The sequence below is a fragment of the Fluviicoccus sp. genome, assembly GCF_030646115.1.
In the GTDB taxonomy this organism is placed as follows: domain Bacteria; phylum Pseudomonadota; class Gammaproteobacteria; order Pseudomonadales; family Moraxellaceae; genus Fluviicoccus.
The window spans coordinates 442,215-467,815 of the sequence record NZ_JAUSMX010000009.1; the positions used below are offsets into that span (position 1 = coordinate 442,215).

Here is a 25,601-nt window from a genome sequence, read left to right on the forward strand (position 1 = left end):
CCTTTACGAACAACAAGCATCTGGACCCCACAGGGGGGGTGATTTGAGATGAGCAATAATCATAATTTTCTCGCGTTGGACTGGGTAAAAAGCGAAATTGAAGAAACGCTGAAGCAAGCCCAGCAATCATTGGAAGCGCATGTTGCCAATGAAAGTGATTCCTCCCAATTACGCTTTTGCCTTGCCTATCTGCATCAAATCTTCGGCACCCTGCAAATGGTAGAGTTTCATGGCGCAGCCATGCTTGCGGAAGAGATGGAGAAGTTATGCCTGGCGCTGGTCAACGGCAAATGCCGAAACAACAAGGCTGCCTATGACGCACTGGTCAAAGCCATGCTGCAATTACCTGCATATCTTGAGCGTTTGCAAGTCAGCAAGCGTGATACTCCATTTGTCCTTTTGCCTGCTATCAATGAATTGCGCGTTGCACATGATGAGGCTCCGCTCTCAGAAATCGCATTGTTCCAGCCTGATTTTTCTCGTGTGTTTGCTATTGCAGCACAGGGAGGCAGTACACCAACGGCGGAAAATCTAAAAAAACTGCGTCATCTCTACCAGTTAGGGTTGTTGGGAGTATTACGTCAGCAAAATGTACGCGAAGGTCTTGATACCCTGCATCAGGCATTGGGCTTGCTGGGAACCCTTCTGGGACAGAAGTCGCTGCAGGCGTTGTGGCAAATCAGCGAGGCTTTGATTGAGGGGCTGATCAACAAGTCGATTCCGTTGACACCTGCCGTCAAGCAATTGCTGGGTGATATTGAACATGAGATCCGTAAATTTGCCGGTTACCCGCAGCATAATCCATCGCTCGAACTGTTGAAAAACATTCTGTATTACATTGCCAAAAGTCAGGGAACTTCTCCGACCATTGCCGCAATCCGCGCGTTGTATCGTTTGGATGAGGCCCTGCCATCACAGGAAAAAGTAGAAGCGGAAAAGGACAAACTGAATGCCCCCAATCGGGATGCGCTCAAGTCGGTCATTGCCAACATTGACGCCGAGCTGGTTACTGTCAAAGACGCCATTGATGATTTGATGTATGCAGAGCGCCCGTCGGTGCAGACACTGGAGCCACTACTCCCCTTGCTGCGACAAATGTCAAGTACGCTTATGGTTATGGGCTGGACGCATTTGCAGCGGATTGTGGATGAGCAACTGGTTGTGATGTCCGGAGCAATCCGCAATGACGAAGTCGCGGAAGGTACTCTGCTGCACATAGCGGCTGGATTGCTGGAAGTAGAGTCCGGATTGCAGCAAATGATTGATGAAGGTTCCTCCGGTGAGAACTACACCGGTAGTGGAACTGTGGCTGATCAGCTCTCAACCGCCCAAGCGGCAGTCTTGAGGGAGTCGCGCACAGCGCTTGAAAAGTCCAAGGAAGTGATAGTCGAATATATCAGCTCACAATGGGATCCGTTGCGGCTGACCGAGCTGCCTCAACTGTTGAAAACAGTGCGTGGAGGCTTGACCATGCTGGATCTGGTTCGCCCTTCGCAGATACTCGGCAAGCTGACCGACTTTGTTGAGCAACATCTGTTGCGTGAAGCCTATCGACCAAGCTGGTCCGAAATGGATACCATGGCCGATATAGTTTCCTCTGTCGAGTATTACCTTGAGCGGATGGCAAATCATCATCAAAATAATGACTTGCTGGAACTGGCCGAAAAAGCTCTGGACAAACTGGGTTATGGGCTTGTTTTTGCCGCTCCGGCCATACAGTTTCCGATCCAGCCTTATCATGACATGCTGGAGACGCGTAAAGAGCCCGAGCAGGATCAGTCGCCTGCATCAGAGATGCAGGAAGCCGGAGATACTCAGCAAACTTTATTGAATATTCCAGCGCTGGTCCTGCCGGAAGTATTAGAAGACTTGCATCCGTCAAATGAGACGGCGGTAAACCTGCCGGTTGCGTTAATTGATGATGACGCATTAATTGACAATGATGATATCAGTGGAAAAACCTTGGTCGGGATGCCTGCTCTAGTGTTGCCTGAAGAGCCTGTTCAGGAAGAGCCGTCATTTAGTATGGACAGCACACTCACTGAAATTCCAGCGCTTGAAATTGAAAGCTTGGCAGAGCCAAGCCAGGAGTTTGCGGAAAAAACATTGTTGAGTATTCCGGTCATCACCGATGACATGCTCAAAGGCAATGTGACTGATCCGGATCGAACACTGATCAATATGCCTGCCCTCAACATTCCGTTGATGGAAGACTCGCCGCAAGCTGATGCCGTAGACAAAACATTGTTGAGCATTCCTGTTGTCGATATTCCTTTGGCAGAAACCGCCTCGGAGCAATCATTCAGTTCGTTCAATGATTTTGACAGCACCGTCAGCTTTGATGCGGAAGCCTTGTTGGGGGATATGACCTTTACGTTGCGCCCATCTACAACCGCAGTTCAATCCACTTCCACTGTTCAGGTTGAAGAGGAAGTACTAATACCTGAGCCGGATGTTGCCCCGGAGCCAATTCATCCGGAGACTATTGATGCCGCCGATGTTGTAGTGGCAGACGGTGAAGTCACAACTGTCCTGGCGGAAGCCAATGAAGTTCAGGCAGATGATTTGATGGTTGATGCTGATGAAACGATTGGCTATCAATCGGAAGAAACATCCATCAGCATGGGTTCTGATACATTGGAGTCTGCGCCGGTAGCTCGACCGGTTCGCCCAGTTTTTGCAGCCATGCCTGAGGATGATTTCGACCAGGATGATGAAATTCGTGAAATCTTCATTGAAGAAGCAACTGAAGTCATGGAAACCATCCATGAGTTCTTCCCCAAATGGGCATCCAATTTTGAAAACAAGAATGCACTGACCGAGTTCCGTCGGGGATTTCATACTCTTAAAGGTTCAGGCCGCATGGTTGGCGCCCGGGTTGTGGGTGAGTTGGCGTGGTCCATTGAGAACATGCTTAATCGGGTCATTGATAAGACCGCTACAGCCAATGGAGTCATGGTCAACCTCATTTCAGCAGTGCTGGAAGTAGTGCCCGAGCTGGTTGAAAACTACAACCAAAGAGCTCTGCCTTCTATCCACACCGTACCGTTGATGGAGTTAGCGAATCGCTTTGGGAAAGGTGAAAGCCCGACGGAGAAAGAACTCGCTGAAGCTATTGCCTGGTCGAGCCAGACTGAGTCTGAAATTGACTCTGAGCCAGTCAACGAGCCCGAAGATCAAATTTCCAGCATTGAAGTCATGTCGGATGCCAGCTCTACATCCATGGAAGCCGAAGAGATACAGAGCTTTGATTCCGAGTTTGCGGATGACGAAGTATTTGAGCTGGAAGAAGTGATTAGCGAAGCTGATGAGGCTCCTGGACTTGTTGGGCAAGCAGAAACTGGCGAGTTGGAATCAGCAAATCAGCAAGCTGCAGAGCCGCAAACCGAGCAAACGCAGTTGCTGGAAATCGAGACCGTTGAAGGCGGATCTGCTCTAAAAGGGTCTGCAGTAGTAAGCAAGATTAATGTCCTGAATCATATGCCTCAGGATGATTTTAGCCAGGATGATGAAATCCGGGAAATTTTCATCGAAGAAGCGGAAGAGGTTATGGAGACTATCCATGAGTTCTTCCCGAAGTGGGCGGCCAACTTTAATAACAAAAGCGCGCTGACGGAATTCCGGCGTGGATTCCATACCCTGAAAGGCTCTGGCCGCATGGTTGGCGGCAAAGTTGTTGGAGAATTGGCTTGGTCGATTGAGAACATGCTGAATCGAGTCATTGATCATACGGCAACTCCGAATGAGGCAATGACGCGACTGATTACGGAAGTGCTGGGCTTAATTCCGGAGCTGGTAACAGCGTTCCAGAATCGGGAATCACCTTCGATTGACACGGGTCCGATGATGACCGTTGCCGACGAATTCTCCCGAGCGAATCCTGTAACGGTTGACCGGGTTCTTGACGCCGTGAATCAGGCCCGTCACCTGGCAGATTCCAGTGAGGTCGCACAAGTTGATGCGGTGGCAAGTGAAACGATTTTGGATAATGACGATGCCCCTGAGGCCGTCAGTGCGTCTTTCGATGACAATGTTTCTGTTCAGGCTCAGCATTCAGAAACAGTAGAACAGAATCATACGGATGCATTCGAGGCATTGGCCAGCAGCCTGGAACAAGTCAATCCGGAAGACTCTGATGCCGGAGCCGATCCGGTGTTGATGGAAATTTTTGTATGCGAGGCAAATACTTACCTTGATGAAATTGAACAATTTTTACAAGGTGTAAGTCATGGCGCTCGAATGGTGGTTACGGACGAGGTTTTGCGCGCCCTGCATACCTTGAGAGGCAGTTCGGGAATGGCTGGTGTCAAAACAGTCGCCGGAATTGCTGCGCCCATGGAAACACTGTTCAAGGATCTTCGCAATCAAGGCCGGATGCTCAATGCTGCACATATTGAATTGCTGGGTGAAACCCATCGGTTGATCAAGCAGAGCATCAATAGTGTAGCCGGTGGCGGACAAGGTCTTGTGTCTGGTGATGACTTGTTGCTGGAACGGATCGAGCAGGTATCACGGACTCCGGCGGAAGCGCATGAGGAAACTTATGAGGTAGATCAGGCGGCAAATACAGCCGGTATTGTTGCAGGATTCCTGGATTTAGGTCTGGATCACCTTCTGGATGCTCCTTGGGAGCTTTCTGGGTGGTTGAACGGTGATGACAGGGACGAGCACATCGCAACCATGTTGGGTGAACTGCATCAACTGCACCCTGAGGCCGTTAAAGCCAAGATTGAACCCTTGTCACAACTGGTCGCCGGTTTGACGGGTGTCTATCGCCAGATTTCCCGGGATCCGCAAAGCTCATTGGCCAATGAAGCCTTGATGGAGGCGCTGGCTAATGCCCATGATGAACTCATCAATATTTTCGATACACTGGCTGCTTGTCAGACCGTAGGCGCAAATGATGAACTGATCCAGAAACTGGCAGACTGGAGCGCTGTTGCTGTTGAACCTGCGGAGCAACCCGTCAGACCGGTAGCTGAAATTGACAATGGTGCCGATGCTGAATTGCTATCCATCTTCCTTGAGGAAGGTGAGGAAGTATTACAAGCTGCCGATGACGAATTCCAGTCATGGAAACAGGATCCGGATAACAAGCAGGCGCTCCGGGCATTGCAACGCCACTTGCATACATTGAAAGGTGGAGCCAGGATGGCGGTTGTGGCCAGTTTGGGTGACTTGGCTCACGAACTGGAGTTTATCTATGAGGGCTTGCTCGATGGTCGTTACCTGCCTTCACCAATCCTGACGGACCTGCTGCTGCGCTGTCATGACCGAATTGCCGGGCAACTGAGTGACCTGATGGCAACGGGTCGCTGTGAGTACGCTAAAGATTTGGTCGAGGTGATCAATCAATATCGGCACACTCCCAAGGACACGGTAATTCTGGATTTTTTCTCCTCAGCGGCAGGTGGCTCGACTGAGGCACCGTCAATCCAGCCTGCTGCTGAGCCTGAATTGCAAGTTGCCGTCGCTGAGGACAACTCCCTGTCACCAGCAGTCGCAACTTTTGTGCAGCCTGAAGTTGAACTGGAAGTCCCGACTTCTCCGGCTGAAGGACCATCCAGTGGCTTTGATGCTGAAATGCTGGAAATTTTCCTGGAGGAAGCTCAGGAAATCGTGGAGGAAACCAATAGCAAACTTGCCGAATGGCAAAGTAATCCGGCTGACACAGGTCCAGTTAAGATACTGCAGCGTGGACTTCATACCTTGAAAGGTGGAGCCCGCATGTCAGGTGTGACTGCGTTGGGAGATTTGGCTCATGAAATGGAAAACCTCTATGAAGGGGCATGCCTGAATCGCTATCAAGGGACACCGGCTGTATTTTCCATTTTGCAACGGTGCCATGACCGTATAGCAGAAGCTGTTGATATGCTGCAGGCAAGCGGACAGTGCCCCGGCGTGAGCGACTTGGTCAACGCCTTGAAACGATACCTGAGCAATCCGGCAATATTCAGTGATGACCGCTCTGAGGCTGCGTCGGTCAAGTTGTCAGCAGCACCCGTTATTCCTGCCGTTGTGCAAGCGGCTGTCGAGGTTGCGACTGTAGCCGCTAGTGCTCCTATGATGGATGAGGTTGGTATTCCATCCATGCTGGGCAACTTCCGCAATCTTAAGGCCCAGCAAACCGCTCAAGAAATGATCCGTGTTTCTTCGGAGTTGATGGAAAAACTGATTAACCTGGCGGGTGAAGGTTCAATTATCCGTTCTCGGGTTGAAATGGGTGTGCATGGATTCGCACAAACGGTAGAAGAAATGGGCGCCACCGTTCAACGTCTGGCTGATCAGTTGCGCCGGATGCAGGGTGAACTTGAGTCTCAGATTATTGCGCAGCACACCACCGAAGGCGGTAAGTACGAAGATTTCGACCCATTGGAGATGGACCAATATTCATCAGTCAATCAGTTGTCGAAGTCACTGTACGAATCGGCTTCCGACTTGATGGACATCAAGGGAACGCTGATTGAAAAAGCCCGGGACACAGAAACCCTGTTATTGCAGCAGGCACGCCTGAATACGGAACTGCAGGAGGGCCTGATGAGTTCGCGAATGGTGCCTTTCTCGCGATTGGCCCCTCGCTTGCAGCGTATTGTCCGTCAAACGTCCCAGGAAGTGCATAAGCCAGCTGAGTTGATCGTGATCAACGCTGAAGGCGAAATGGACCGTACCTTGCTGGAGCGGTTGGTTGCCCCGCTTGAGCACATGCTCCGGAATTCAGTCGATCATGGCATGGAGCCACCCGAAGATCGTGCCCGCAGCGGAAAGGAAATGATGGGGCGCATCACACTTACCCTGTCCCGTGAGGGGGGGGAAGTGGTTCTGACCTTGGCTGATGACGGTCGCGGCATCAACGTAGAGGCAGTTCGTAATAAGGCGATTGAGCGCGGCCTGCTGAGCCCGGATGCGGAAGTCAGTGAAAGAGAATTGTTGCAGTTCATTTTTCATGCTGGTTTGTCCACGGCCCAGAAAGTTACCCAGGTTTCCGGCCGTGGCGTTGGCATGGACGTTGTTGTCAGTGAAATCAAGCAGTTGGGCGGAGCAATTGCCATTGCTTCGGCACAGGGCAAGGGTACGACATTCACCCTGAGGTTGCCGTTTACGGTGGCGGTCAGTCGTGCACTGATGGTCCGAATTGGTGAAGATGTGTACGCCATACCGCTTTCGCAGATTGAAGGTATCGTGCGTGCCAGTCCTTATGAACTGGAAACCTACTATGCCCCGGAGGCACCACCTTTCGAATATGCCGGTATAACCTACAAGCTGCATTATCTGGGTGAGTTTGTTCACGGGCTGCGTACGCCGTCATTGTTTGGCCAGACATTGCCGCTGCCAATCCTGTTGGTACGCGGAGGAGAGCAGCGGGTCGCCATTCAGGTGGATCAGTTGATTGGCTCGCGTGAAATCGTGGTTAAATCGGTAGGAGCCCAACTGGCCAGTGTCGCCGGTATCTCTGGTGCCACGATTCTGGGTGATGGTTCGGTGGTCATCATTCTTGACGTACAGGCCATGCTCCGTGCAGCGGCCATTTCCAAGCCACGTCAGAAGAGCGATGTCGAAAAAGCGCGCGTTGTTCCTGAGAAGGCGACCCGGACCGTCATGGTGGTAGACGACTCGGTCACGGTGCGCAAAGTGACTTCGCGACTGCTGGAACGTCATGGTTACGAGGTCGTTCTGGCAAAAGACGGTCTGGATGCAATCACCAAGCTGGAAGATATCCGCCCGGATATCATGCTGCTCGATATCGAAATGCCGCGCATGGATGGTTTTGAAGTGGCTTCTTTGGTGCGGCACAACCCGAATCTGGTCGGCTTGCCAATCATCATGATCACCTCGCGTACGGGTGAAAAGCACCGTGAACGGGCCTTCCAGATCGGAGTTAATTGCTACATGGGCAAGCCATTCCAGGAACAACAGTTGCTGGATACAATCGGCGAGTTGCTGGCCACTGCGGTTGAGAGGTAAGTCCCATGGACTCCGTGCATAATCCGCGTGTAGCAATTGTTTCAGATTCCAGTCTGCAAAGACTGGCGCTCGCGCACGCGGTCAAGGGGCACGGCTATGATCTGGTGCTGAATATTCCACCAGAGCGTCTGGATAATAAAACCTTGGCCAATACCAAGGCGGATGTATGGCTGGTTGATATGCACGAGGAGGATGATGACCTTCTTGATAAACTTTTATCCGGCGACACCCCCATTCTGTTTGGTGTGGAACAAGCTCCGGTGCAAGGAACGCGTGCTTATCCTCGCTGGGAAAGACGGGTTTTCATCAAGTTGCATGACGTCATTGGGCAGCCGGTTATTTCTGAGAGTCTTGAGCCTCTGGAAAAGGTGACCCCCAAACCTGTCAAGTCTTTACAACTGGTACTCCCGCCAGAAATATCCAGCCGCAGGCAATCTCCAAGGCTGGAATATGTTTGCGTACTAGCCGCATCATTGGGGGGGCCAGCGGCAGTTAAAGAGTTTCTTGATTATTTACCGGGGGGCCTGCCCGTTGCGTTTTTACTTGCGCAGCATATTGATGTACGCATGCAAGAATCTCTGACGCGAGTCTTGGTTCGTCATAATCATATCCCTTGCCGGATGGGAAAAGGCGGTGAAGCTCTGAAGCATGGTGAATTGCTGATTGCTCCTGTTGAAACAGAAATAGATTTCAGTGCCGATGGTCAGGTAGTTGCCCGGGACATGCCATGGGATGGGCCTTACTCTCCATCCATTGATCAGGTACTGGCCAATGTCAGTCGCAGATTCGGAAAACGATCCATAGCGATCATATTCAGCGGAATGGGCGGTGACGGCTCCATCAGCGGTCCGCTTATGGTGGAGAGCGGGGGTGTTATCTGGGCGCAAGAGTCCGGTTCCTGTGCCTGCTCCAGCCAACCCGACGCGATGCGTTCCACCGGGTGCGTTTCATTCAGTGGTAAGCCGCTTGAGCTTGCTCAAAAACTAGTGAGTTACATCAATACCGGCCTGCACAACACGGCAGCTTGAGGACAGTTTTATGTCGCATCTGGGCACACTTTCGCAAACGACACTTTTAAGCGCCACTACGGGTAGTTTGCCGGGTTATCTGTTTCCCGTCTGGCAAAAAACTTTGCTGTTGCCTTCTGCCGTGGTGCTGGATTTTGTCCCGGCAAACCATCTGGTGCCTCCAAAAAGCAAGAAAGAAGGGTATCTGGGGACCGTGGAGTGGCAAAACAAAATGATTCCCGTGTTTTCCTTTGAGGTGCTGAATCATGGACCGAAGGCTCCTGACCCTCAAACTATTGCCATTGTGCATGCCATCAGTATTGATGACAAAATTCCGGAATACGGAATTGCCTTGCAAGCTACAGCCGAGCAGGTAAAGGTCAAGATTTCTGAACTGGAAGACATAGAAAAAGCGCCAGTCGGTCCTATGGAGTTCTTGCAGGTTCGTTTTCGCGAGGATTTGGCCTATATTCCGGATATGGACAAGTTTGAGGCCAAAATCCTTAGTGTGATTTAAACGGGTTCAGATGTTCCGGACAGCCTGAAACCGTTACTATACTTCCGGTCGGACTCGACGTTATTATTCACGGTTAATCCTGTCCAGTTCCAGATGAGAGTCCGGGTACGCGGCGTGACCTGGACTTAGCCGGATCTTTAAGGCGACATCAGTTTTCGAGTCTGCATTGTCGATGGCTTGTTGTTCCGTGATGGCTCCCTTCAGATAAAGATGAAATAAGGACTGATCGAAGGTATTCATGCCTTGCTCATTGCCCTTGCTAATGGCGTCTTTAAGCAAATCAACTTCTCCCTTCAGGATCAAGTCCGAAATATAGTTCGACTGCAGTAATATTTCTGTGGCGGGCACCTGAAAGTTCCCTGCACCCTGTATCAATCGTTGCGCGACCACGGCTTTCAAATTCAAAGACAAGTCCATTAGAAGCTGACGTCGGCGGTCTTCAGGAAAAAAATTAAGGATTCGGTCAATTGTCTGGTTGGCGTTGTTGGCATGAAGGGTCGAAACACAGAGATGGCCGGTTTCTGCATAAGTAATGGCATGTTGCATGGTTAATGCATCTCGTATTTCCCCGATCATGATGACATCAGGCGCCTCGCGCATGGCATGTCGAAGTGCATCAGCGAAAGAATGCGTGTCCAGCCCAACCTCACGCTGATCAAATATGGACTTCTTATGCTCGTGAACATATTCAATCGGATCTTCAATGGTGAGAATATGCGATCGACTATTTAGATTTCGATATTCAAGCATGGCGGCAAGGGTGGTGGACTTCCCCGAACCGGTAGATCCCACTACAAGAATCAAACCCCGTTTCAGCATGGCCAGATCAGCTAGAACAGGAGGCAGGTTCAATGACTCAAAGTCAGGGATTTTGGATGTAATATGCCGAATTACAGCGGCAATTTCACCGCGTTGCATATAAAAGTTCAAACGGAAGCGGCCAAGTGGCTCTAGAGCAATCGCCAAATCCAGTTCCAGTTCCTTCTGGAGAGTTTGAATTTGCTCCATGGACAATATTGATCCGGTAAGCATGCGCGCCATCTCAGGTGTCAAGCTGGGCAGGTGTATAGGGTGTATCTCACCCCTGACCTTGACGCTGGGCGGCGCTCCGACAGAGAGGAACAAGTCCGAGGCTCCTTGTTCAACCATAAATTTCAAGTAGGCTTTCATGTCTGAGAATTCAGGACTCATACGGCTAACCCCTGTAATAATGCGTTTGACTATCGGTTTATCATAGTTTGAGTTTCAATGCCATGCAGGTCGATTGCCGCTATTACTTGTCAAAGTGACGACCATTCATTGACATTTCGGATGGCAAGCACACAGAGGCTTGATGCTACACGGTCCTTATTGTGTCTCAAATGTTTAGGCGTAGAACATGCCCTACTGGCGTCTGTCTTTTTTCTATTTCTTCTATTTCGCCGTATTGGGCGGATTCATGCCGTATTGGGGCTTGTATCTGGACAATCTGGACTTTACTTCAGCCCAGATTGGTCAGTTGATGGCTATCGGGATGCTGACAAGGATATTTGCGCCCAATTTTTGGGGGTATCTTGCTGATGCAACCGGGAAGAGGATTGAGTTGGTCCGGCTGGGTGCGGTGATGGTCAGCGTTTTCTGGGCAGGGATTTTTTTCACTGGCAATCACTTCTGGTTAATGGCCAGTGTGCTGTTTGCGTACAGTTTTTTCCAGAATGCCATACTGGCGCAATTTGAAGCCGTTACCATTGCGCATCTTGGCGCTGACCGTGCCCGGTATGGCAACATCCGCTTATGGGGGTCGCTGGGTTTCATCGCGACTGTGGCGGGCTTCGGCTTTTTGTTCGACATGATTTCAGTTAAAAATCTGCCCGTCATGCTGATGATCTGCGCCTTGATTGCAGTCGTCTTCAGCTTCTTGGTCCCGACACCACCGGCTATCCAAGTGAAGAGTCATGGCGCAACATTCTGGCAAATTCTGAGAAAGCCATTGGTGGCTGGCTTCTTTGCGTCTCATTTTTTACTTCAGTTGTCCCATGCACCTTACTACAGCTTTTATAGCCTGTATCTGGAAAGTCATGGTTATAGCCGCACAGTCATTGGCTTGTTGTGGGCACTGGGGGTGTTGGCGGAGGTATTCGCATTTACGCGGACATACTGGCTTTTGAGTCGATTCAGTGAGACCACTTTAATTGTCAGTTGCCTGCTGTTGGCGGCCTTGCGCTGGATAATGATTGGATGGTTTGTGGATTTTCCTGCGCTGATCTGGTTGGCTCAACTGCTACATGCTTTCAGTTTTGCCATATTTCATGCCGCTGCCATGCAATTGATTTTTCGTGAGTTCAACTCAGGTCAGCAAGGGCAAGGGCAGGCGGTTTACAGTGCGCTGTGGGGCTTGGGTGTGGCCTTTGGCTCCTGGATGACGGGAGAAGTATGGACCTCGCTGGGAACCTCAATTATCTTTTCCATGGCCGCTTGTGCGTGTGTGGCGGGCATGCTGTTTTTCATCAGGCCAATCAACAAATTAGCGTGACGGATACCACTTTTGACGCATCTTGGGTGGAGCATGGTGCTTGATAGTGACTATAATCGACATTTTTCGAGCGATGAGACAGTAAACACCGATTGAAGGTGGCTGTTTGCTCCGGTCTTTCCCACCCTAAGGGTGCATGGGCGTGTGTATGGTCAAGATAAAACGAGGTCTGGATATCCCGATTTCCGGGTCGCCGGCCCAACAGATCCACGATGTTTCCTCTATTCGCTCAGTGGCGCTGCTGGGGGTGGATTATCACGGCATGATGCCGTCGATGAAAGTCGCGGATGGCGATCGGGTTCTCAAAGGCCAGGTGCTTTTTGCCGACAAAAAGAATCCCCGTGTCCAGTTCACCTCGCCAGTCACCGGGCGGGTGCGTGCTATCAACCGGGGCGCACGCCGCGTATTCCAGTCATTGGTCATCGACGTGGAGTCCGGATCCGACGAGGCTGTGGAATTCAGGAGTTACAACCGCCTCCAGATCAAGAACATGGACCGGGATTCGGCGGTTGAGCAATTATTGGCGTCAGGTTTGTGGACCGCAATCCGCGCCCGCCCTTTTAACAAGATTGCCAATCCTGACATCACGCCCGCGGCAATATTCGTGAATGCCATGGATACCAATCCGCTGTCCGCAGATCCCGCGCCGATCATCAAGGCCGAACAGCAGGCGTTTGAAGACGGATTGTCATTGGTGTCGCGCCTGGCGCCCAAGATTTATATCTGCAAGGAAGTCCATGCCGGGATATCTACCGGTGATTTCAACTCCCATGATTTCAGCGGTCCGCACCCGGCCGGATTGGTCGGTACGCATATCCATTTTCTGGAGCCGGTGTCGGCAGGGAAGACAGTCTGGCATGTGGGTTATCAAGACGTCATTGCTATCGGCAAGCTGTTTTCGACGGGTCAGATTGACAGCAATCGTATCATTGCCTTGGGGGGGCCTTCGGTCAAGCAGCCGAGGCTTCTGCGCATTCTGTCAGGCTCTTCACTGCAAGACTTGACGACCGGGGAGTTGAACGGCAGCAACAACCGCATCATCTCTGGTTCGGTGTTGTCAGGCCGTACGGCTCAAGGCGTGGATGCATGGCTGGGGCGTTACCACCTCCAGGTGTCGGTTCTGAAGGAAGGCGTTGACCGCGAGTTTGTCCACTATATCAAGCCGGGTACCCAGCGCTTCTCGCAGTTGGGGATCTATGTTGGCAAGTGGTTGCAGAAGTCTTTCCAGATGACTACCAGCACTAATGGCAGTCCACGCGCCATGGTTCCGGTTGGCGTTTACGAAGAAATCATGCCTCTGGATATTTTGCCAACGCCCCTGTTGCGCTATTTGCTGGTAGGCGATACAGATACCGCCCAAGCTTTGGGCTGCCTGGAGCTGGATGAGGAGGATCTGGGACTGTGCACCTTTGTCTGTCCCGGCAAATATGAATATGGCCCGATTCTGCGGGACGTGCTGGACCGTATTGAGAAAGAGGGCTGACCGATCATGAAATGGATGCGACAAAAACTCGATAATATGGCGCCTCACTTCGAGAAGGGAGGGCGCTATCACAATTGGTATCCGCTTTTCGAAGCGTTGGATACCTTCCTTTACAGTCCGCCATCGGTGACACATGCCGCGGCCCACGTTCGTGATTCTGTTGACCTGAAGCGGATCATGATCCTGGTGTGGATGGCGACGTTCCCGGCCATGTTTTTCGGTATGTGGAATGTGGGCAACCAGGCACTTGGGGCACTGGCCTTTGCCGCTCAGCAGGGGGTAACACCGGATATGGCTGTGGAGGGCTGGCGTCATGCGCTGATTGCCCTTGTCGCCGGTTTTAATTCCGCCAGTGTCTGGGATTGCCTGGTGTACGGCGCCACCTTCTTTGTCCCCATTTACCTGGTCACCTTTGTTGTTGGCGGTTTCTGGGAAGTGCTCTTCGCCATGAAGCGCGGGCATGAGGTCAACGAGGGCTTTTTTGTCACCTCGGTGCTTTTTGCCTTGACCCTACCGCCCTCCATACCCTTGTGGCAGGTCGCCTTGGGCATCAGTTTCGGCGTGGTCATCGGCAAGGAAGTGTTTGGCGGCACCGGCAAGAATTTTATCAATCCGGCGCTTGCCGGGCGCGCCTTCCTGTTCTTTGCCTATCCGGCACAAATGTCCGGCGACACCGTTTGGACAGCCGTGCAGACCCAATTGTGGAAGCAGGGCGTAGATGGCTATTCGGGCGCCACGGCGCTGGGGCAGGCAAAGCTGGGAGGGCTGGAAAGCATGCAGCACCTGACGGCTACCGGCATGCAACCCATTACCTGGTGGGATGCTTTCCTGGGCACCGTTCCCGGTTCAATCGGAGAAGTATCGACACTGGCGATTCTTGTCGGCGGCGCAATTCTGCTATTGGCGAGAGTTGCATCCTGGCGCATCATGGCCGGGGTTATGATCGGCATGGCAGGAATGTCATTTGTGTTCAACCAGATTGGTTCGGTGACCAACCCGATGTTTGCCATGCCGTGGCACTGGCATCTGGTGCTGGGGGGCTTCGCCTTCGGCATGGTATTCATGGCAACCGATCCGGTATCCGCATCCATGACCAATACCGGCCGCCTCGTTTTCGGGATGTTGATCGGTGTAATGGTGGTGCTGATCCGGGTTGTCAACCCGGCTTATCCGGAAGGCATGATGCTCGCCATTCTTTTCGCCAACCTCTGTGCGCCGCTGATCGACTACTTCGTGATGCAGGCCAACATCAAGCGGAGGGCCTTGCGCAATGTCTAAATCCAAAGAAACCACCGGCAAGACCATTCTTGTGGCGACAGTGTTGTCGGTGGTCTGCTCCATTGCGCTGGCGGCGGCCGTCACCTTGCTCAAGCCCATTCAGGACACCAACCGGGCGCTTGAAAAGCAGCGCAAGATTTTGGCTGCCGCCCAGATTCTGGAAGAAGGGAAAGGTTCCCCCCAGGAAGTACATAAACAATTCGAGCGTTTCCAGCGTTATCTGGTCAACCTGGATACGGGTGACTTCAAGCAGATCAAGACCGATGATCCTTATGATCAGCGTAAAGCGTCGAAAGATAGCAAGCGGTCAATTGTTCTAAGCAGTGATCAGGACATTGCCGGTCTCAAACGCCGGGCCAATGAAGCGGATATTTATGTGCTGCGCGATGCTTCTGGCAAAGCCGAAAACCTGGTGTTGCCGATTTCCGGATATGGTCTGTGGTCAACGCTTTACGGTTATATCGTGTTAAAGGCCGATGCCGGCACTGTGGTCGGAATTACCTTTACCGAACATGCCGAAACGCCCGGTCTGGGTGGGGAAGTCGACAATCCCAAGTGGAAGGCACTGTGGCCCGGCAAACAGGTTTTCGACGCGCAGGGCAATCCAGTGCTGGGTCTGATCAAGGGCAATGTCGACCCCGCCAAGCCGGAAGCCATTCATCAGGTGGATGGCCTGTCCGGCGCCACCCTGACCAGCAACGGCGTCAGTCACCTGGTCAAGTTCTGGATGGGTGATCTCGGTTTCCGCAAGTTCCTGAACAAAGTTCGTCAAGAGGGTATCTGACATGGCCGAAGAACAACAATCCGTCAAGGAAATCCTGTTCGGGCCGGTCCTGAACACTAATCCGGTGATCTTTCAAGTGCTGGGCATTTGTTCGGCCCTGGCGGTCACCAGCAGCCTGAAGACGGCACTGGCCATGTCCATCGGTCTGACATTGGTCACGGCATTTTCCAACTTCTTCATCAGCCTGATCCGCAACATCATCCCCAATTCGATCCGCATCATTGTGCAAATGGTGATTGTGGCGACGCTGGTGATTGTCGTGGATCAGTTCCTGCAAGCCTTTGCACCGGCCATCTCCAAGCAGATGTCGGTGTTTGTCGGCTTGATCATCACCAACTGCATTGTCATGGGCCGGCTCGAAGCCTTCGCCATGAAGAACCCCCCGGTGATCAGCTTCATAGACGGCATCGGTAATGGCTTGGGATATTCAGCGCTGTTGATTGTTCTGGCAGTGTTCCGTGAGGTGCTGGGCTCCGGCACCTTGCTCGGTTTCACCATCCTGCCGACGATCAGCAATGGCGGCTGGTATGTTCCCAATGGCTTGCTGCTGCTGCCACCCTCAGCCTTTTTCCTGATTGGCCTTGTGATCTGGGCGCTGCGCTCCTGGAAGACAGACCAGCAGGAAAGCACCGAATACAAGATCGCGGCGCAGTCCAAGGCGCAGACGACCGGCCATTGAGGAGTCACTGACATGGAACATTACCTGAGCCTCTTTATCCGCTCTGTCTTCATCGAGAACATGGCCTTATCGTTTTTCCTGGGGATGTGCACGTTTCTGGCCATTTCCAAGAAGATCCAGACGGCGATTTCCCTGGGCATAGCGGTGGTGTTTGTGCAGACACTGACCGTTCCGGTGAATGCCGTGCTTTGGCAATACATGCTGAAGGAAGGCGGCCTCTCCTGGACCGGCATTCAAGGCATTGAGACCGTCGACTTGTCGTTCCTCAGCCTGATGATCTATATCTGCACCATCGCGGCGCTGGTACAGGTCATTGAAATGGCCTGCGACAAGTTTTTCCCCGCCCTGTATAACGCCCTCGGCATTTACCTGCCGCTGATCACTGTTAACTGTGCTGTGCTGGCCGGTGCGCTGTTCATGCAGCAACGTGACTACAGCGTATCCGAGAGCGTTGTTTATGGTTTTGGCTCCGGACTCAGCTGGGCGCTGGCCATTGTGCTGCTGGCCGCTGTACGGGAAAAAATGAAATACAGCGACGTTCCGCCCGGCCTGCAGGGTCTGGGTATTACTTTCATTTCTGCCGGACTGATGGCCTTGGGCTTCATGTCATTCTCCGGCGTGCAACTCTGAGCGAGACGAGCCATGACACAAGAAGCCGTCATTATCCTGAGCATGCTGATGTTTGCCGGGACCGTGCTGGTCCTGGTGGCCTTCATTCTCGCTGCCCGCTCGCAACTGGTCTCCGCCGGGACAGTCACCATTGATATCAATGATGACCCCGAAAAGCGGATGGAGGTTTCTACCGGCGGCAAGTTGTTGCAAACCCTGTCGGATGAGAAGATTTTCCTGTCGTCGGCCTGCGGCGGCGGTGGCACGTGCGGCCAATGCCGGGTGAAGGTCAAGTCGGGAGGAGGGGATATCCTGCCTACCGAAGAGCCGCATTTTACCAAGCGTGAAATCCGTGATGGCTGGCGTCTGGGCTGTCAATTGGCAGTCAAGCAACCCCTGTGCCTGGAATTGCCGGAGGAGTTTTTCGGCATCAAACGTTGGGAGTGCGAGGTCATTGCCAATGACAATGTCGCTACCTTCATCAAGGAACTGACCCTGAAGCTGCCGGAAGGAGCGGATGTGCATTTCCGCGCCGGTGGCTATATGCAGTTGGAGGCGCCCGCATACAGCGTCGACTACAAGGATTTCGAAATTGAGGAGCAGTATCGCGGCGACTGGGAAAAATTCAAGCTGCTGGATTTGAAGGCGCAAACAACCGAGCCCACCATTCGTGCTTATTCGATGGCGAACTATCCGGAAGAAAAAGGGCTGTTGAAGTTCAATATCCGCATCGCCACCCCGCCGTTGCGGCAGTTGCACGAGATTCCGCCGGGCAAAATGTCCTCGTGGGTGTTTAATCTGAAGAAAGGCGACAAGGTAACTGTCTTTGGCCCCTTCGGTGATTTCTTTGCCCGTGATACAGATGCCGAAATGATTTTCATCGGCGGTGGCGCCGGTATGGCTCCTATGCGTTCGCATATTTTCGATCAGCTCAAGCGGCTCAAGAGTCCGCGCAAGATCTCGTTCTGGTATGGCGCGCGCTCCTTGCGCGAGACTTTCTACGCGGAAGAATACGATCTGCTGGCGAAGGAGAATCCCAATTTCGAATGGCATCTGGCCTTGTCCGAGCCGCAACCTGAAGACAACTGGACCGGATTAACGGGCTTTATTCATAACGTACTTTATGAAAATTACCTGAAGAACCATCCCGCTCCGGAAGACTGCGAATTTTACATGTGCGGTCCGCCCATGATGAATGCGGCCGTGATCAAGATGTTGCTTGATTTGGGAGTGGATCGTGAAAACATCATGCTGGATGATTTTGGCGGGTGAATAAGCGGCGGGTGACAATGCAGTGTGCCGGTAACCGATTACTTGGTCAGGGATTGGCGAAGTGGGGGCGTTGCTTCACTTTGCTGTTGCTGATGACTGGTTTTCTGTCCTCCTGCTCTTCACAGGCCCCGGAACCGGTGACGTTTACCGGTCTGGCATTTTACAGTATGCCTTGGCAGGTGAAGGTGAGCCGAGTGCCTCAAGGGGTGAGCCAGACAGCACTGCATGCTGAACTGCAACAGACGCTGGATAGTCTGAACAAGGTGCTTTCCACGTATCAGCCTGACACGGAGTTGATGCGTTTCAATGCCACAAAACAGGGGCTGCCATTTGTTGCCAGCCCCACGCTGTTTCAGGCAGTCTTGACGGCGCGTCAGGTCAGCCAGGCGACACAAGGCGTTTATGATGTTACGGTGGGGCCCTTGGTCAACCTCTGGGGCTTTGGGCCGCAGTCCGTTCCCAAGCATATGCCCCAAGCGGGAGAAATTGACTCCGCCCGGCAGCGGGTGGGCTGGCAGTATCTGGTCGTGGAGCCGGAAACCTTCTCCCTGATCCGGAAAGCGGATATTCAGGTTGATCTTTCGTCCCTGGGCGAGGGGATGGGTGTGGATGCGCTGGTGCGGGTTCTGGATAAATACGTCATCAAAGACTATATGGTTTCCGTAGCGGGAACGATTCAGGTCAGAGGTCGAAAGATGTCCGGTGCGGGATGGCAAATCGCAATCGAGAAACCGGATGGCAGCGGCTTTCCGCAACAACGCTTGACGCTGGACGGGCGTGTTTCTGTTTCTACCTCCGGCTCGTATCGCAATTACAATGAAATCGACGGGGTGCGGTTTTCGCATACCGTTGATCCCCGAACCGGCCGTCCCATAACCCACAAAGGTATCTCAGTGTCAGTGGTGCTTCCGGATGAGCAGGCGGCGCTGGCCGATGCCTGGGCGACCGCACTGAATGTGTTGGGACCGGAGGAAGGCATTCAAGTAGCCCGCAATGCGGGTATTCCGGCTTATTACCTGTTCAAAACGCCCACGGGATTTGACGAAGCGTTTACCCCGTCCTTCAAGGCATTTTTACAAGGTAACAAGCCATGATGTTGTTTCTGGTGTCACTGATCGTCATTTTATTGATGATCGGGTTAATGGCTATCGGGGTATGGCTGGGTAAGCGGGAGCCCTTGAAAGGCACCTGCGGAGGTCTGAACCGGTTTACCGGTGACAAGGAGTGCCCGGTTTGCGGTGGGGACACTGCCAAATGTGAACAGGCCGAAACCGGGGAAGAATTGAGAGCCGCTCCTGAAACCGCAGTGAAAACCTGGAAACCCTGACGTTCAGGCCAGAACCTGCAGGGCTTTTTGCGGGTAATCCGTGATGATGCTGTCTACACCCAAGTCACGTAATCGAAGCATGTCATCCGCTTCGTTGACGGTCCAGGTGGAAACAGTCAATCCGGCTTGGTGTGCGTCGGCGACCAGTTCGGCCGTGCACAAGGAAAAGTGCGGTCCGATGGAAATGCAGCCCAGATCGACAGCATGCTGCACCAGATCGCCCCGGAAATCGCTCTCCACCAGCAGGCCTCGCGGAATTTCCGGAGCGGCCTCGCGGATACCCTGAAGGTATCGGGAGTTAAAAGAGGTGGTGACGGCGTGATGGCCAAAGGGCTGCCATAATTCCGGAAGCCGCTGGATGACTTGTGCAACATCTTCAGGCGATTGTGCTTTGACTTCGAGTTGCAGATGGCTGAAGTCTGCAAGCAGGGCCAGAACATCCCGAAGAGAAGGGATGCCATCGTGACAAGGCCAGTCATATTCAAGACCATCAGCAGACAGAAAGCGACGGTGCTGACAGGCATCCATCCGGTTCAACTGCGTCACTGTAAACTCACGAAGACGGCCAGTAGCGGCAGTCGTTCGATCCACACGGTCATCATGGATAACCATCAGTTCGCCATCACCGGCTACCTGGATGTCGAACTCCACCGCACGGATACCCAGATCACGAAGGTGCCGGAAACCACTCAAGGTATTTTCCGGAGCCTCGCCACGCGCACCGCGGTGACCCAGGATTTCCAAGGCCTTACTTCACTTCCACGCTAAGGGAGGCTTCGCCTTTGCCGGAGGTGCTTGCCGGAGCAGTAGTGGACGCTGGAGCAGCGCCCTCATGTTTGACGGTCATGCTGTGCACTACATGCTTGTATTCAAAAACAACGGTAAAGTCATTGTAGACCCAGCGGGTGATGGGGGGCCTGCCCACCGGACCCGTCTTCTGAACGGGAGCGCCGAATTGCTTCAGGACGGAAGCCATGCTTTTGCCCTGGGCCGGTAAATCAGCCGCCAGGACAGAATTGGCCAGCAGCATTGCACTCAGTAACAGCCAGTTTTTCATGTCGCGCTCCGGCGAATATGTTATATTTTCAGCCATATTAGAGAGTTAGCCGCATTTATTCAAGAACCGTCAAGGTGTCTGTGTGTGCTGGCTTTTACAGACGGATTCCGTCACCTTTCTTTCTCTTGTGCAAAGCCGGAAAGACATGTCTGCCAATCCAGTAAACCGGGGCGCTAAAACCGCCTATCATGGTCGTAAACCTGCGCGTGAAAGCAGTGAACAGCGCCGGGTGGCTATTTTACAGGCAGCCCTGAGGGTCATGGTCAGGGACGGGGTCAGGGGGGTGCGCCACCGGGCCGTAGCCCTGGAGGCGGATGTTCCGCTGTCCGCCACCACCTATTATTTCAAGGATATCCATGACCTGCTGGCGGATGCGCTGACGCTCTACGCCCGCGATGTCATGGAAAACGTGGTCAACCCGTTCTGGGTAAAAGTCAGGGAATGGCTGTTTGTCACCTTTCCCCTCTATTCCGGTACGGATATCCGTGCACAACTGCCCATGATCATTGATTTTGCGGTCAGTCGCGCCATTGATGACATTGTTGACCGCCTCACCAACCATCGCGAGCGACTGATGGTTGAGCAATCCTTCTGGTATGCCATCCTGCAGGATGAACGCCTTCATGCCCTGGGTCTGGACTACAGTCAGGCGGTCTTGCGTGACGCAACCCAAATGTTGTCGTTTATCGGCGTGGAGCAGCCGGCCAGCGCCGCGCGCCTGATCCTGATGACCATCAAGCAACTGGAGGTTGAGGGCTTGCTGAAGCCGCTGGACAGCCTGGATCGCGAAGCCATGAAGCGGTTGCTGATGTATCAGGTGCGCGCCATCTGCAAAATCTGAATCTGCCAATGCCGTGCGTTCGTGCTGCGGACGCCGTTCACGGAACCGTTATTGAATGGATATGACGTCTTTTACCCCCGAGCAGCAGGAAATCCTGTCCCGCGTACAACTGGTTGAGGAGTGGAAGCAGCCCTTGGCGCATGCCTTCCTTGCACCTTACATGACCGTATTGCGTCAGTTTCTGGCCGATGAGCGCCGCGAAGGCAAGGTCATCTTTCCGCCGCCTGCAGAATACTTTAATGCCTTGAACACTACTCCGTTGTCGATGGTCAAAGTCGTGATTTTGGGTCAGGACCCTTACCATGGCCCCGGTCAGGCACATGGTTTGTGTTTTTCGGTGAGAAAAGGCGTCAGGCCGCCACCCTCGTTGCAGAATGTCTTTCGTGAAATTCAAATGGACCTCGGTATTCCTCCCGCGCCGCATGGGGAGTTGACCCACTGGGCGGAGCAGGGCGTGTTGCTGCTGAACAGTGTGCTTACGGTTCAGGCGGGAAACGCCGCCTCCCATCAGGGGCGGGGCTGGGAGCAATTTACCGACGAAGTGGTCAAGGTGCTTAACGATCAGTGTGAGAATCTTGTCTTCCTGCTGTGGGGCAGCTATGCCCAGCGCAAGGGACAAATGATCGATGCCGATAAACATCTGGTGCTGAAGGCTACACACCCGTCGCCGATGGCGGCCAATCGTGGTGGGTTTTTTGGATGCCGCCACTTCTCTCAAGCGAATGCTTGGCTGGAGAAGCACGGACAAACACCAATCGACTGGGCGCTTCCCTCATGAGCCAAGAAAACCTGGTCGTTTTTGAGGAGCTGCCTGCAGCCGGTGGCCGTGTCATTGGCGTTGCCCGGATCAACAGCGAGAAAACACTGAATTCGCTGAATGTTCCCATCATTCGCTTGTTGTATGCACAGTTATGCGGCTGGGCGCTAGATGAACGGGTGGTCGCAGTATTCTTGCACGCTTCCGGTGAGAAGGCGTTTTGTGCCGGTGGCGACGTCAAGTCCATCTGTGTCGCCGTGCGCGCCCATGGCGTGGATGATCCGACCGCCATGGATTTGTTTTCCGACGAATACCGGCTCGATTTCCTGATTCACGATTACCCCAAGTCGTTTATTGTCTGGGGTACCGGCATAGTCATGGGTGGCGGCATTGGCTTGTTGTGCGGGGCCTCTCATCGTGTGGTGACGGAAACGTCGAGACTGGCCATGCCCGAGATCGCCATCGGCCTCTATCCGGATGTCGGCGGTTCCTGGTTTTTGGGGCGTATGGGGCGTATCGGCCTGTTCCTCGGCTTGACCGGCGCCAACATCAATGCCGCCGATGCACTGGCGACTGGCTTTGCCAATCATCTGTCGGCATCCGGTCGCCGACAGGATGTTTTACAGGCGTTGGCATCGCTGGCATGGGATGCTGACCGCGCCCGGCATAACGGACAGGTTTCGGCGTTGCTGGATAATTTTCCTCCCGAGTCCTTGCCCATCGGGCAACTGGTGGCAGCGGGTGACGAGGTGGCGAAACGGGTGTCGGCGGACAATCTGTCGGAGCTCTATGCAGCCCTGACGGCTCCTCATGAAAATGCGTGGCTGGACAAGGCGGCGCGCAGTCTCAAGGCAGGTTCTCCGACCAGTGCGGCGTTGATCTACCGGCAATGGCTGAGCGGGCAGCAACTCTCGTTGGCGGACATTTTCCGGCAGGAGCTGATCCTGTCGGTGCAGTGCGCCCGTCATCCGGATTTCATAGAAGGCGTTCGCGCCTTGCTGGTGGACAAGGATCAGCAACCAGTCTGGACCCCTGCTAGCTTGGGAGAAGTATCCGAAGCCTGGCTTGACGGACATTATCAGGCGCCATGGACCGGTGAACATCCTTTGGTGAATCTGGAAAACTGGCGGAGCTAAGCCATGTCATTTTACGCAGACCACATTTTCCCGCATGTTCTGGATATCGCCACCCGGCCGTTCTGGCCGCAGCGCAAGGAAGTGATTGCCGAAGCCTATGGCCGGGTACTGGAAATCGGTATCGGCACCGGCGCCAATCTGGCGCATTATCCGGCTCAGGTTACGGAGATCGTCGGAATTGAGCCGGATGCCGGGATGCTGGAGCGGGCCGGAAGCACGGCCGCGACCTTGAAGCTGCCCGCGCCCTTGATCCTGGCGGCAGGTGATGCGCAGGCGCTGGACTTTCCGGACGAAAGTTTCGATACAGTATTGATGTGTCTCGTGCTGTGTACCATTCCCGATCCCCTGAAAGCATTGCAGGAGGCGAGGAGGGTGCTGAAGCCGGGCGGGCAGGTGATTTTCCTGGAGCACGTCCGCTCACCGGATGCCGGGGTGGCGAAGTGGCAGGATCGCCTGACACCCGCCTGGAAGGTGCTGGGTTGCGGCTGCCACCTGAACCGGGATACGGCGGCAACCTTCAAGCAAGCGGGTCTCCATTTCCATCGTATCCGCCGTTATGAGCATCCGAAAATGATGCGATTGGGCAGCGCCATTATCCAGGGAATCGCCATCAAGTAGCATTCAGGCCTGCCCGCGACGGCGTAGTTATTCGCGCGGCTCCACCACATAAGGCAGATCCAGTACGTGCAGCTCTGACGGGTTTTCCGGCAGATGCAGACCGGAAAGCGCATCATGCCGCGCCACGGCCAGAAGCTCTACCTGACCCCGCTCTGCATGGGCGGCCATCACCACATGCCCCACCGTTTGTCCGGCATCCGTGACGAGCGGGGTGTTGATGGCGGGCAGCGCATCCGCCGCTAAGGCAAAACGGTGTACCCATTGCTTGAGTTTGCCCCGGAAGTACAGGCGCGCCACGATTTCCTGTCCTGTATAGCAGCCCTTGTTGTAGCTGACACCATTCAGGGCCTGAAGGTTCAATTCCTGCGGCTGGAATTGCTCGCTGCCGGCCGCCAGCACCTGGCTTTCACCGGCGCGGATTTGCGCCAGCCGCCAGTCATTGGTGGAGCCGACCGGGGCGGTTGCCGTCAGTTTTTCCCAAAGTTCAGGCAGTTTTTCGGGCTTGGCGAGCACCAGGAACCGGTTGGAGCCGGGCAGCCTGACCAGAGCGACTTCACCGGTGTTGGCAACGGCATCACTTTCCTCCGGGCAAACTCCAAAATGTTGCCGGATGAAAGCGGGGGCTTCGCTGCCCAGAATGCCGAAGACGGCAATGTCGGGCGTCGCCAATTGGGCTTTCGAGAAAATGATGTATTTCTGAAGAGTATTTTTGGCCAAGGACAGCAGTTCAGTGTCCACCGATAGATGGTAACTGTCTTGCCACAACACGGCGCGAAAGCTGACGGTGGCGCGGCCCTTGAGGTTGCAATAGCAGCCAAGACGTGAGGTAGTCGGCGTGACCTCGCGAAAATCGGTTGAGGTTTGACCTTGCAGGAACTTTTCACTGTCCGGACCGGTGACAGTCAGGACCGACTCTCCCGGCAGCGGAACCAGCATGACCGCCGCCCCGTTAGTCACGTTTTCCTGTACCGAAAGGGAGGACCAGATGGCTGACATGGGAAGAACCTCGAAAAAAATGGGGTCAAGACAACTGAAAAATGGGGGCAGGGCAGGCAATTGCAAGCAATACGGTTAGAATAATCAATCAATTGAAGGAAGTGAATGACGATGCGTGAACTCACCACCGCCGAACGCAAACTGTTCTGGCACGCCCGGCGCGGCCTCAAGGAACTGGACATCTATTTTGAGCCGTTCATGCGCGATCACTATCTGCAATTGCCCGAGAACGAGCAGCAGATGGTTTTCAAGCTGATGACCTGTGAAGATCCCGACCTGCTGTCCTGGGTGATGGGCTATGACGTTCCGGCCGATCCAGATCTGGTCCATATCCTGAAGGTGCTGCATGAGCGTGTGGGACCTCAATAGCCGTTTGCAGCCGTCAAGGATGCAGTTGTTGATGCTGGGCGGTTTGTATCTGGTGGCGCTGGCAGGAGTCTGGCTGGCGGTATTGCCGGTGAGGGTGCGGATTTTCGGATCGGTGACACTGGCCTTCAGCGCCTGGCTGGCGTGGCGTCGTTGGTTGCGACCGCCGGGGCAATCGGTGCGAGAGCTGACCTGGATTGGCGATCAGGCATCCCTGGTGCTGGCGAATGGCCAGCGGGTGCGGGTGCAGTGGGTCAGGTCGGCTGTCTGGCGTTGGCTGGTAGTGCTGAAGTTTCGCGCCACCGATATTGAATGGTCGGATGAGCTGGTGCTGCTGCCGGACTCCCTCCCCAAGGAGGACTTCCGGCGATTGAAAGTCAGGCTGCTGGCCGGGGCCTAG

General features: G+C 53.8%; 22 protein-coding genes. 18 read left to right on the forward strand and 4 right to left on the reverse strand.

Annotated elements, in window-relative coordinates:
* The first annotated feature begins 48 nt into the window (after window positions 1-48).
* From Q7T36_RS07805 to Q7T36_RS07815, 3 genes are read left to right on the forward strand one after another with little or no spacing between them, the layout of a single operon-like run.
* Entirely contained in the window at window positions 49-7,962 is a 7,914-nt protein-coding gene (locus Q7T36_RS07805) for an Hpt domain-containing protein (protein ID WP_304846138.1), read from the forward strand.
* Between the two features lie 5 nt (window positions 7,963-7,967).
* The gene (locus Q7T36_RS07810) at window positions 7,968-8,990 is read left to right on the forward strand and encodes a chemotaxis protein CheB (RefSeq protein WP_304846141.1); all 1,023 of its coding nucleotides are present in this window, start codon (window positions 7,968-7,970) and stop codon (window positions 8,988-8,990) included.
* Between the two features lie 10 nt (window positions 8,991-9,000).
* Window positions 9,001-9,486 (forward strand): chemotaxis protein CheW, encoded by a 486-nt coding sequence (locus Q7T36_RS07815; protein ID WP_304846145.1) that lies wholly within the window; start codon window positions 9,001-9,003, stop codon window positions 9,484-9,486.
* Between the two features lie 63 nt (window positions 9,487-9,549).
* Here the strand turns inward: Q7T36_RS07815 and Q7T36_RS07820 are convergent, their stop codons facing one another.
* On the reverse strand, window positions 9,550-10,656 hold the full coding sequence (locus tag Q7T36_RS07820; protein WP_304846148.1) for a PilT/PilU family type 4a pilus ATPase: 1,107 nt from the start codon (window positions 10,654-10,656) through the stop codon (window positions 9,550-9,552).
* A 208-nt stretch (window positions 10,657-10,864) separates the two neighbouring features.
* Between Q7T36_RS07820 and Q7T36_RS07825 the strand changes: the two genes are divergently transcribed.
* The 9 genes from Q7T36_RS07825 (at window position 10,865) to nqrM (ending at window position 19,430) form a co-directional block, all read left to right on the forward strand.
* On the forward strand, window positions 10,865-11,998 hold the full coding sequence (locus tag Q7T36_RS07825) for an MFS transporter (protein WP_304846150.1): 1,134 nt from the start codon (window positions 10,865-10,867) through the stop codon (window positions 11,996-11,998).
* Window positions 11,999-12,146: 148 nt separating this feature from the next.
* On the forward strand, window positions 12,147-13,481 hold the full coding sequence (locus Q7T36_RS07830) for a Na(+)-translocating NADH-quinone reductase subunit A (protein WP_304846152.1): 1,335 nt from the start codon (window positions 12,147-12,149) through the stop codon (window positions 13,479-13,481).
* A 6-nt stretch (window positions 13,482-13,487) separates the two neighbouring features.
* The gene (locus tag Q7T36_RS07835) at window positions 13,488-14,759 is read left to right on the forward strand and encodes an NADH:ubiquinone reductase (Na(+)-transporting) subunit B (protein WP_304846155.1); all 1,272 of its coding nucleotides are present in this window, start codon (window positions 13,488-13,490) and stop codon (window positions 14,757-14,759) included.
* Complete coding sequence (locus tag Q7T36_RS07840; RefSeq protein WP_304846159.1) at window positions 14,752-15,543, forward strand: Na(+)-translocating NADH-quinone reductase subunit C; 792 nt, start codon at window positions 14,752-14,754, stop codon at window positions 15,541-15,543. The genes Q7T36_RS07835 and Q7T36_RS07840 overlap by 8 nt, the downstream gene beginning before the upstream one ends.
* A gap of 1 nt (window position 15,544) precedes the next feature.
* Window positions 15,545-16,222: an NADH:ubiquinone reductase (Na(+)-transporting) subunit D gene (locus Q7T36_RS07845; protein ID WP_304846162.1), complete on the forward strand. Its 678-nt coding sequence runs from the start codon at window positions 15,545-15,547 to the stop codon at window positions 16,220-16,222.
* A 12-nt stretch (window positions 16,223-16,234) separates the two neighbouring features.
* On the forward strand, window positions 16,235-16,852 hold the full coding sequence (gene nqrE, locus Q7T36_RS07850) for an NADH:ubiquinone reductase (Na(+)-transporting) subunit E (protein ID WP_304846165.1): 618 nt from the start codon (window positions 16,235-16,237) through the stop codon (window positions 16,850-16,852).
* Between the two features lie 12 nt (window positions 16,853-16,864).
* The gene (nqrF, locus tag Q7T36_RS07855) at window positions 16,865-18,103 is read left to right on the forward strand and encodes an NADH:ubiquinone reductase (Na(+)-transporting) subunit F (protein WP_304846168.1); all 1,239 of its coding nucleotides are present in this window, start codon (window positions 16,865-16,867) and stop codon (window positions 18,101-18,103) included.
* Window positions 18,104-18,195: 92 nt separating this feature from the next.
* Window positions 18,196-19,197 carry an FAD:protein FMN transferase gene (locus tag Q7T36_RS07860; protein ID WP_304846171.1) on the forward strand — a complete coding sequence of 334 codons (1,002 nt, stop codon included), beginning with the start codon at window positions 18,196-18,198 and terminating at the stop codon, window positions 19,195-19,197.
* Window positions 19,194-19,430, forward strand: coding sequence for a (Na+)-NQR maturation NqrM (gene nqrM, locus Q7T36_RS07865; RefSeq protein WP_304846174.1), 237 nt, complete (start codon window positions 19,194-19,196; stop codon window positions 19,428-19,430). The genes Q7T36_RS07860 and nqrM overlap by 4 nt, the downstream gene beginning before the upstream one ends.
* A 3-nt stretch (window positions 19,431-19,433) precedes the next feature.
* On the opposite strand, the gene Q7T36_RS07870 is transcribed toward nqrM, so the two are convergent.
* Both Q7T36_RS07870 and Q7T36_RS07875 read right to left on the reverse strand, forming a co-directional pair.
* On the reverse strand, window positions 19,434-20,174 hold the full coding sequence (locus tag Q7T36_RS07870; RefSeq protein ID WP_304846177.1) for a glycerophosphodiester phosphodiesterase: 741 nt from the start codon (window positions 20,172-20,174) through the stop codon (window positions 19,434-19,436).
* A gap of 4 nt (window positions 20,175-20,178) precedes the next feature.
* The gene (locus Q7T36_RS07875) at window positions 20,179-20,487 is read right to left on the reverse strand and encodes a hypothetical protein (RefSeq protein WP_304846180.1); all 309 of its coding nucleotides are present in this window, start codon (window positions 20,485-20,487) and stop codon (window positions 20,179-20,181) included.
* A gap of 145 nt (window positions 20,488-20,632) precedes the next feature.
* On the opposite strand from Q7T36_RS07875, the gene Q7T36_RS07880 reads away from it, so the two are divergent.
* From Q7T36_RS07880 to Q7T36_RS07895, 4 genes are all read left to right on the forward strand, one after another.
* Entirely contained in the window at window positions 20,633-21,328 is a 696-nt protein-coding gene (locus Q7T36_RS07880) for a TetR/AcrR family transcriptional regulator (protein ID WP_304846183.1), read from the forward strand.
* Between the two features lie 61 nt (window positions 21,329-21,389).
* On the forward strand, window positions 21,390-22,106 hold the full coding sequence (gene ung / locus Q7T36_RS07885; RefSeq protein ID WP_304846597.1) for a uracil-DNA glycosylase: 717 nt from the start codon (window positions 21,390-21,392) through the stop codon (window positions 22,104-22,106).
* Window positions 22,103-23,221 (forward strand): enoyl-CoA hydratase/isomerase family protein, encoded by a 1,119-nt coding sequence (locus tag Q7T36_RS07890; protein ID WP_304846186.1) that lies wholly within the window; start codon window positions 22,103-22,105, stop codon window positions 23,219-23,221. The genes ung and Q7T36_RS07890 overlap by 4 nt, the downstream gene beginning before the upstream one ends.
* Window positions 23,222-23,224: 3 nt before the next feature.
* On the forward strand, window positions 23,225-23,839 hold the full coding sequence (locus Q7T36_RS07895) for a class I SAM-dependent methyltransferase (RefSeq protein ID WP_304846189.1): 615 nt from the start codon (window positions 23,225-23,227) through the stop codon (window positions 23,837-23,839).
* A 27-nt stretch (window positions 23,840-23,866) separates the two neighbouring features.
* Here Q7T36_RS07895 and Q7T36_RS07900 read toward each other — a convergent pair whose 3' ends face one another.
* On the reverse strand, window positions 23,867-24,835 hold the full coding sequence (locus tag Q7T36_RS07900; protein ID WP_304846192.1) for a folate-binding protein YgfZ: 969 nt from the start codon (window positions 24,833-24,835) through the stop codon (window positions 23,867-23,869).
* A gap of 111 nt (window positions 24,836-24,946) precedes the next feature.
* Here Q7T36_RS07900 and Q7T36_RS07905 point away from each other — a divergent pair, with 111 nt between their 5' ends.
* Window positions 24,947-25,204 carry a succinate dehydrogenase assembly factor 2 gene (locus tag Q7T36_RS07905; protein WP_304846195.1) on the forward strand — a complete coding sequence of 86 codons (258 nt, stop codon included), beginning with the start codon at window positions 24,947-24,949 and terminating at the stop codon, window positions 25,202-25,204.
* On the forward strand, window positions 25,182-25,601 hold the full coding sequence (locus Q7T36_RS07910) for a protein YgfX (protein WP_304846198.1): 420 nt from the start codon (window positions 25,182-25,184) through the stop codon (window positions 25,599-25,601). Before Q7T36_RS07905 ends, Q7T36_RS07910 begins: the two co-directional genes overlap by 23 nt.